This window comes from Meridianimarinicoccus zhengii (assembly GCF_003254465.1).
GTDB lineage: Bacteria > Pseudomonadota > Alphaproteobacteria > Rhodobacterales > Rhodobacteraceae > Meridianimarinicoccus > Meridianimarinicoccus zhengii.
In genome coordinates this window covers 39,895-47,623 of sequence record NZ_QDFI01000031.1, presented here as the reverse complement: position 1 = coordinate 47,623, position 7,729 = coordinate 39,895, and the positions used below count along the sequence as shown (strand labels likewise).

Genomic DNA, 7,729 nt, shown 5'->3' with positions numbered 1-7,729 from the left:
ATGGGCTTCGTCTTCCTCGTCTCCGCCCTCGACTGGCTCAGATGAATGCAGACACGGCCTAGGCGAACATGGCCGCCAGATCGATGGTTTCCCGCTCGTTCAGATCGGCGCGATGGGCGGCAAGGAACCGCGCCGCCGCCGCTTCGCCGGCATCGCGCAACCGGCCAAGGATATAGGGCGCGGGCACAGTCTTGGTGGCGACGGACAGATCGTTCATCAGCGGGTCGTCGGCGATCATGTGCACCCGCGGGTTGCGGAAGTGTTCGGGATCGAGCCGCCCGTCCGCCAGCATCCGCTTGACGAAGGAGATGGCCCGCAATTCCCGCAGGAGCGACGAGTTGAAACTGATCTCGTTGATCCGGTTCTGGATCTCGGTCGGCGTGCGCGGCGGGTCCTCGCGCTCCAGCGGATTGATGTTGATCACAAGGATATCCTCGGGCAGGTCGGGCCGGAACAGCGGGAACAGCGCCGGGTTGCCGGTATAGCCGCCATCCCAGAACTCCTCGTCGCGCCGTGTTTCGGTGTCGTAGATCGGAACGGCCTGGAAGATCGTCGGCAGGCAGGCCGAGGCAAGGATCACATCGGTCGTCACCTCGTCCTGCCGGAACACGCGCACCTTGCCGTTGCGCACCCGCGTCGTGTTGACGAAGAACATCGGCCCGTCACCGCCGCAGACACGCCCGAAATCGAACCGGTCCACGATCCGCCGCAGCGGATGGCTGTAGAACGGGCCATAAGCATAGGGGCTGACCATGCGGCTCGCGGCGTCCGCGATGGCGAAGGGCAGCGAATATTCGATGCTGCGCGATACGATGGCGGGGTCGGGAAAGATCGCGTTCAACCACGCGGCGAAGCGCATGTCGTTGACGGCCCCGATCTGGCGCCAAAGCCAGTCGAGATTGGCGATGGCCGCCTGCCGACCCGCCTGCCCCTCGGCGGAAGCAAGACCGGATTTCACCGCCGCCCCGTTCAATGCGCCCGCAGAGGTTCCGGTGATCGCCGCGATCTCGATATCCGGATCGCGCAGGATCGCCTTCAGTGCGCCCCACGTGAACGCCCCGTGCGCGCCGCCACCCTGCAGGGCGAGGTTGATCCGCTTCGGCGTCGCCATCGGCTACATCGCCGTCCAGCCGCCATCCACGCTGATCGTGGTGCCGGTGATCTGAGCCGCGGCGTCGGAACACAGAAAGACCACTGTGCCGCCAAGCTGTTCGGTCGTGGCGAATTCGCGGCTGGGCTGGCGCGTCAGGATCACCTCGTTCAGCGCGGTTTCCCGGTCCATGTCGTATTTCTTCATCGTGTCCGGGATCTGCGATTCCACCAGCGGGGTCAGCACGTAGCCCGGGCACACCGCGTTCGCCGTGATCGGTTCCTTCGCGGTTTCCAGCGCCGTGACCTTGGTGAAGCCGACGACACCGTGCTTCGCGGCCACATACGCGCCCTTGTAGGGTGACGCGCGCAGGCCATGCGCGCTGGCGATGTTGACGATCCGGCCCCAACCCGCGTCGCGCATCATCGGCAGCGCGGCCGCTGTCGTGTGGAACGCCGAGGTCAGCATGATGGCAATGATCGCATCCCATTTCTCGGTCGGGAATTCCTCGATCGACGCGACATGCTGGATGCCGGCATTGTTCACGAGGATGTCGCAGCGTCCCGCCTTTTCCACCAGCGCGCGGGCCTGATCGCCCTTGGACAGGTCCGCCTGGATGTAGCGCGCGGTCACGCCGTGGTCCTTTGCGATCCGTTCGGCTAGCGCGTGATCGTCGTCCGTGTCGGTGTAGGAGTTCAGCACGACATCCGCGCCCGCGCGGGCCAGTTCTTCGGCCACGCCCAGCCCGATCCCCGAATTTGACCCGGTGACGATGGCGGTTTTCCCTGCGAGAGACATGAGCATTCCTTTCGTGCTGCACCTGCATCATCGGCACATAGTGCACAGGCGGCGGGGCGGCGAAACCGGAAAATGGCGGCGCGGGACGGCGGGACCGCAGACAAAAAAAGCGCCCGCACAAGGCGGGCGCCAGTCATGAGGCAGGTTTCATACAGGCAAGAAACCTATCGAGCAGTGACTTCAATATAGGCAATGTGCCAAGCCACTCCAACCCAAAAGTTTAAGCGCGTGCAAAACTTTGGTAGGTTCCTGCAAAACAGCGAACGAGCAGGACATCTTGACCATGCGGCAACTCATGCCCCGATCCCCGCGGTACCTTCTTGCGGCTCTGGCGGCGCTGGCCCTCGCCCCTGGCGCGAGCTTGGCACAGACAGCCGATCCTGCACCGCAGCATGGCATAGCTATGTATGGCGACCCGGCGCTTCCACCCGATTTTGTGTCGCTCCCCTATGCGAACCCGGATGCGCCCAGGGGCGGACGAATCGTCTTCGGCGAGGTAGGCGGGTTCGATTCGCTCAATCCTCACATCCTGAAGGGCAACGCGCCATGGGGTGTGCAGGTTCACGTCTTCGAGAGCCTGATGGGCCGCAGTTGGGACGAACCCTTCACGCTGTACGGGCTTCTGGCCGAATCGGTGACCACAGCGCCGGACCGCAGCTGGGTCGAATTCACCCTGCGCCCCGAGGCACGGTTTTCCGACGGAACACCCGTCACGGTTGAAGACGTGATCTGGTCCTACGAAACGCTGGGGGCCGAAGGACATCCCCGCTTTCATGCCGCATGGCAGAAAGTCGAGACGATCGAAGCCACCGGTCCACGCAGCGTGCGGCTGACCTTCAACACGGCGGACCGTGAATTGCCGCTCATCATGGGTCTGCGGCCGATCTTGAAGAAGGCGCATTGGGCCGGGCGCGATTTCGCCGAAAGCTCGATGATACCGCCCGTGGCCACGGGTCCCTATGTCGTGGCCGAGTCGGAGCCGGGCCGGACCCTCGTGCTGCGGCGCAACCCCGATTACTGGGGCCGCGATCTGCCACTCAATCGCGGGCAGCACAACCTTGACGAGATACGCTACGAGTTCTTCGCCGATGCGGGCGTGCTGTTCGAGGCGTTCAAGTCCGGCGCGATCACTGCGCTGCGCGACGCCGATGCCGCGCGCTGGGTCGACGGCTACGACTTCGATGCCGTGACCCGCGGCGACATCGTGAAATCGGAAATTCCCCATGATCGGCCCAGTGGCATCTTCGGCCTGGTATTCAACACCCGCAAGCCGGTCTTCGCCGACTGGCGGGTGCGCGATGCGCTGCTGCACGCGTTCAATTATGAATTTATCGCCCAGACCCAGACCGGCGGACAGGACCCGCGCATTCCCAGCTATTTCGGCGGCTCGGTTCTCGCCATGCAGCCCGGCCCGGCCGAAGGGCGCGTCCGCGAATTGCTGGAACCTTTCGCGGACGACCTGCTGCCCGGCGCGTTGGAAGGATATAGCCTGCCCGAAGGCGATGGATCGGCGCGCAACCGCGCGGGCCTGCGCACCGCCATGCCGCGCCTCGAGGAAGCGGGCTGGACCCCGCGAAACGGCGTGATGACCAATGCCGCCGGGGCGCCGATGGAATTCGAAATCCTGCTGCGGCAGGGATCTTCCCAGCAGCAGGCCATCGTCAACATCTTCGCCGAAGCGCTCGACCGGCTCGGCATCGCGGTCGCGATCACCACCATCGACAGCGCGCAGTATGTCGAGCGCACCAACAATTACGATTTCGACATGACCTTCTACCAGCGCGCCCTGTCGCTGAGCCCCGGCAACGAGCAGACGCTCTACTGGGGCTCCGACGGCGTGACCGAACCCGGCAGCCGCAACTGGATGGGCATGGACAGCCCGGCGGCGGAAGCGATGATCGAAACGCTTCTGAACGCCGCGACGACCGAGGATTTCATCGCCGCCGCCCGCGCTCTCGACCGGGTGATGACCACGGGGCGCTACGTGATCCCGCTGTGGTATGCGGACGTGTCGCGCATCGCCCACCGGCGGGAATTGCGTTATCCGGACCGGCTGCCGATGTATGGCGACTGGGTGGGATTCATGCCAGACGTGTGGTGGTGGCGGGAATGATTTCGCCCGCCCGCCGGGCCGGCAGACGCGGCGGAACGGAATGACGTGCCGCCGCAGGGATGGGGCGTTTGCAGCCGACCGGCAGGCCCGCTACAAGGCACCCAGACTGTTCCTGCCCCGCCGAGCCCTGGCCCGCGGCGGCAATGGCAAGTTCCTGCGTCGCCAGTTGCGCCAAGACCTCGAGGACCACCATGGTCAAGCTTGACATCTTCTCCGACCCGATCTGTCCATGGTGCCTGATCGGCAAGACATGGCTGGATGCGGCCCTCGCGCAGCGCCCCGGCCATCCCTTCACGATCACGTGGCACCCGTTCATGCTGAACCCGGACATGCCGCCCGAAGGCATCGACCGGCGCGAATACCTGGAGGCCAAGTTCGGCGGCAAGGCCGAGGCCGCGCGCATCTATGGCCATATCGACAATGTCGCGCGCGAGTCGGGGCTGGAGCTGAACCTGGGCGGCATCACGCGCACGCCGAACACGCGCGACGCGCACCGGCTGATCCTGTGGGCCGAGATCGAGGGCGCGCAACAGGCCGTCGTCGATGCACTTTTCCAAGCCTATTTCTTCGACGGACGGGATATCGGCGACCGCGACGTGCTGGCCGATATCGCCGACGGCGCGGGGCTGGATGCGGCGGTCGTGCGCCGCCTGCTCGACAGCGACAGCGACCTGCGCGAGATCGTCGAGCGCGACGCCGCAGCGCGGGCGATGGGCCTGACGAGCGTGCCGAGCTTCATCGTGGCGGGCCAGCATGCCGTGCCGGGCGCGCAACCCACCGATCTGTGGCTTCAGGTCATCGACGAACTGACCGGGGCCGACGCGCGAGCCTGACCCGCCGCTGACAGGAGCGCGCAGAGCCATGACAGACCGACCCGAGGCGACAGGCCCGGCCCGACCGTCCCGCGCCCCGCAGGCGCCCCTGTCGCGGCCGGAATTCGTCGCGCTCATGGCGATGCTCATGGCGGTCGTCGCGTTCTCGATCGACGCCATGCTGCCGGCCATGCCGCGCATCGCCGCCGATCTGAGCCCCGATGCGCCGAACCGCGCCCCACTCATCATCTCGGCCTTCGTGCTGGGGCTGGGGTTCGGCACGGTGGTCGCAGGGCCCCTGTCGGACAGTTTCGGGCGCAAGTCCGTGATCCTTGGCGGTGTCGCGGTCTATGCGGCCGGTGCCGTGATGGCCTGGCAGGCGCAAAGCCTCGAATGGCTGCTCGCGGCACGGGTGGTGCAAGGATTCGGCGGTGCCGGCCCGCGGGTCGTGGCGCTGGCGATCATCCGCGATCTCTATTCCGGGCGGGCGATGGCGCAAATGGTGTCCTTCGTGATCATCGTGTTCACGCTGGTGCCCGCGATCGCGCCCACCTTCGGGGCTGCGGTCATCGCGCTGAGCGGGAGTTGGCGGGGCATCTTCCCGGCCTTTGTCGTCTTCGCCGCGGCGGCCGCGGTCTGGCTGACGTTGCGCCAGCCGGAAACCCTGCCGCCAGAACGCCGCCGCCCTGCGCGGTTCGGCGCCTTGGCCGCCGCCACGGCCGAGATCCTGCGTCATCCGGTCGTGCGCGGGGCGATCACGGTGCAGGTGTTGGCCTTCGGAATCCTGTTTTCCTGCCTGTCCTCGGTGCAACTCGTGTTCGATACGACCTTCGGGCGCGCGGGCTCGTTCCACCTGTGGTTCGGCCTGATCGCCGTGGTGGGCGCGGGCGGCGGGTTCCTGAACGCGCGGCTGGTGATGCGGATGGGCATGCGGCAGGTGATCGAGCGCACGCTTCTCGCGCAGATCGCCGGGTCCGGGCTGTTTCTCGCGGGCACGGTCACCGGGCTGTGGTCCGGCGACGCGTACTTCGTGATCTTCCTTGCCTGGACCGCCAGCGTCTTCGCCACGGCGGGGCTTACGCTGGGTAACATCAACGCGCTGGCGCTGGAACCCATGGGCCATATCGCCGGCACGGCGGCATCGGTCATCAGCGCGCTCGGGACCATCGGGGCGGCGATCCTCGCGGCGCCCGTCGGGGTCGCGTTCAACGGCACGCCGATCCCGATGGTGGCGGTGATCCTGACCTATGCGGTGTTGGCGCGCTGGCTGATGGCACGGCTGCCGAAGGAAGGCCGCGCGCGGTTCTGACAGCTCAGGCGGCGGTCATCATCCCGTCGGCGCGCAGCCCATCCAGCGTTTCGTCGAGTGCCACGCGGGCACGGGCAACAAGTGTGTCGATCTCGTCTTCGGAAATCACCAGCGGCGGCGCGATGATCATGCGGTCGCCCACATGGCGCATGACGAGATCATTGGCGAAACAGCGTTCCCGCGCGCGCAGGCCGACGCTGCCCGCAGGTGCCGCGAAGGCCGCGCGCGCGGCCTTGTCCGGGGTCAGTTGCAGCGCGCCCATCAGCCCGCGGGTTTCCGCCACGCCCACCAGCGGGTGATCGGCAAGTTGCGCCCAGGCCTGCGCCAGATAGGGGCCTGTCCATTCGGCCACGCGCTGCGGCAGCGCTTCCTCTTCAAGAACGCGGAGGTTTTCCAGCGCGACCGCCGCCGCGACCGGGTGGCCGGAATAGGTATAGCCGTGGTTGAATTCAATCGACCCCAGCACGCCCGCCACCCGGTCCGAGAGGATCGACCCGCCGATGGGCTGGTAGCCCGAGGACAGACCCTTCGCGATGGTAATGATATCGGGGCGGATGCCATAGGTCGTGCTGCCGAACCACGCGCCCAGCCGCCCGAAACCGGTGATGACCTCGTCCGCGATCAGCAGGATGTCATGGGCGTCGCAGATGTGCTGCACCTCGGGCCAGTAGCTGTCGGGCGGGATGATGACGCCGCCAGCCCCCTGCACGGGTTCCGCGATGAAGGCGGCGACCCGATCCTCGCCCAGTTGCGCGATGGTGTCTTCCAGTTCCCGTGCACGGGCGATGCCGAAATCGTGGGGCGTCATGTCGCCGCCTTCGGCCCACCAGTGCGGCTGGTCGATGTGGACGATCCCCGGAATGGGCAACCCGCCCTGCGCGTGCATCCCGGCCATGCCGCCAAGGCTGGCCCCGCCCATGGTGGACCCGTGATAGGCGTTCTTGCGCGCGATGATGATCTGCTTGTCAGGCTTGCCCTGTGCTGCCCAGAACACCCGCGCCGCACGGATGTTGGTGTCGTTCGCTTCCGACCCCGACCCGGCGAAGAAGACATGGTTCAGATCGCCGGGGGCAAGCTCCGCCAGTTTCGCGGCAAGGGCGATGGCAGGCACATGGGTCGTCTGAAAGAAGGTGTTGTAGAAGGCGAGTTCCTTCATCTGCGCCGCCGCCACCTCGGCCAGTTCCGCCCGCCCGTAGCCCGCGTTGACGCACCACAGCCCGGCCATGCCGTCGAGGATGCGATGCCCTTCGCTGTCGGTCAGCCAGCAGCCCTCGCCGCGCAGGATCACCCGCGCGCCTTTCGCGGCAAGTTCGCCCGCATGGGTGAACGGATGGACATGGTGGGCCGCGTCCAGCGCCTGCAATTCGGCAGTGGGCAAGTGGTTGGTGATGCGCGTCATGGGGGCCTCGCAAGCGTTGCGCCACGGTCTAGCCGCGCCCCTGCCGCGCGGCAAGACCCGCGCTGCGCGGCGCCCCCGGGCGCGGGCGTGACTCGACATCCCAGTGCACACATCTTGCGCGACATCCCTGCCCACACGTGTTGCATGACGTCCGGACCCGCAGGCCCTGCGCGATGGACCGCGCGCGGGGCCTGCGCTATGGCTGGGC

The 7,729-nt window shown here is 66.8% G+C and carries 6 protein-coding genes; 3 read left to right on the top strand and 3 right to left on the bottom strand.

The genetic code is table 11. The features are described from left to right. Positions 1–58 precede the first annotated feature (58 nt). Positions 59–1,111, bottom strand: coding sequence for a patatin-like phospholipase family protein (locus DDE13_RS11630; RefSeq protein ID WP_111404322.1), 1,053 nt, complete (start codon positions 1,109–1,111; stop codon positions 59–61). 3 nt (positions 1,112–1,114) lie between these two features. Next, positions 1,115–1,888 carry a 3-hydroxybutyrate dehydrogenase gene (locus DDE13_RS11625; RefSeq protein WP_111404333.1) on the bottom strand — a complete coding sequence of 258 codons (774 nt, stop codon included), beginning with the start codon at positions 1,886–1,888 and terminating at the stop codon, positions 1,115–1,117. Positions 1,889–2,171: 283 nt separating this feature from the next. On the opposite strand from DDE13_RS11625, the gene DDE13_RS11620 reads away from it, so the two are divergent. The 3 genes from DDE13_RS11620 (at position 2,172) to DDE13_RS11605 (ending at position 6,122) form a co-directional block, all read left to right on the top strand. Beyond that, complete coding sequence (locus tag DDE13_RS11620) at positions 2,172–4,001, top strand: extracellular solute-binding protein (RefSeq protein WP_111404320.1); 1,830 nt, start codon at positions 2,172–2,174, stop codon at positions 3,999–4,001. 191 nt (positions 4,002–4,192) lie between these two features. Then, positions 4,193–4,834 carry a DsbA family oxidoreductase gene (locus DDE13_RS11610; protein WP_111404316.1) on the top strand — a complete coding sequence of 214 codons (642 nt, stop codon included), beginning with the start codon at positions 4,193–4,195 and terminating at the stop codon, positions 4,832–4,834. A 28-nt stretch (positions 4,835–4,862) separates the two neighbouring features. Next, positions 4,863–6,122 carry a multidrug effflux MFS transporter gene (locus DDE13_RS11605; protein ID WP_111404314.1) on the top strand — a complete coding sequence of 420 codons (1,260 nt, stop codon included), beginning with the start codon at positions 4,863–4,865 and terminating at the stop codon, positions 6,120–6,122. A gap of 4 nt (positions 6,123–6,126) precedes the next feature. Here DDE13_RS11605 and DDE13_RS11600 read toward each other — a convergent pair whose 3' ends face one another. Beyond that, positions 6,127–7,521 (bottom strand): aspartate aminotransferase family protein, encoded by a 1,395-nt coding sequence (locus DDE13_RS11600; RefSeq protein ID WP_111404312.1) that lies wholly within the window; start codon positions 7,519–7,521, stop codon positions 6,127–6,129. Between the last annotated feature and the right edge of the window lie 208 nt (positions 7,522–7,729).

Coding starts and splice junctions, on each gene's coding strand:
- DDE13_RS11620 (WP_111404320.1), top strand. CDS start 2,172: ATGCGGCAACTCATGCCCCGATCCCCGCGGTACCTTCTTGCGGCTCTG.
- DDE13_RS11630 (WP_111404322.1), bottom strand. CDS start 1,111: ATGGCGACGCCGAAGCGGATCAACCTCGCCCTGCAGGGTGGCGGCGCG.
- DDE13_RS11625 (WP_111404333.1), bottom strand. CDS start 1,888: ATGTCTCTCGCAGGGAAAACCGCCATCGTCACCGGGTCAAATTCGGGG.
- DDE13_RS11600 (WP_111404312.1), bottom strand. CDS start 7,521: ATGACGCGCATCACCAACCACTTGCCCACTGCCGAATTGCAGGCGCTG.
- DDE13_RS11610 (WP_111404316.1), top strand. CDS start 4,193: ATGGTCAAGCTTGACATCTTCTCCGACCCGATCTGTCCATGGTGCCTG.
- DDE13_RS11605 (WP_111404314.1), top strand. CDS start 4,863: ATGACAGACCGACCCGAGGCGACAGGCCCGGCCCGACCGTCCCGCGCC.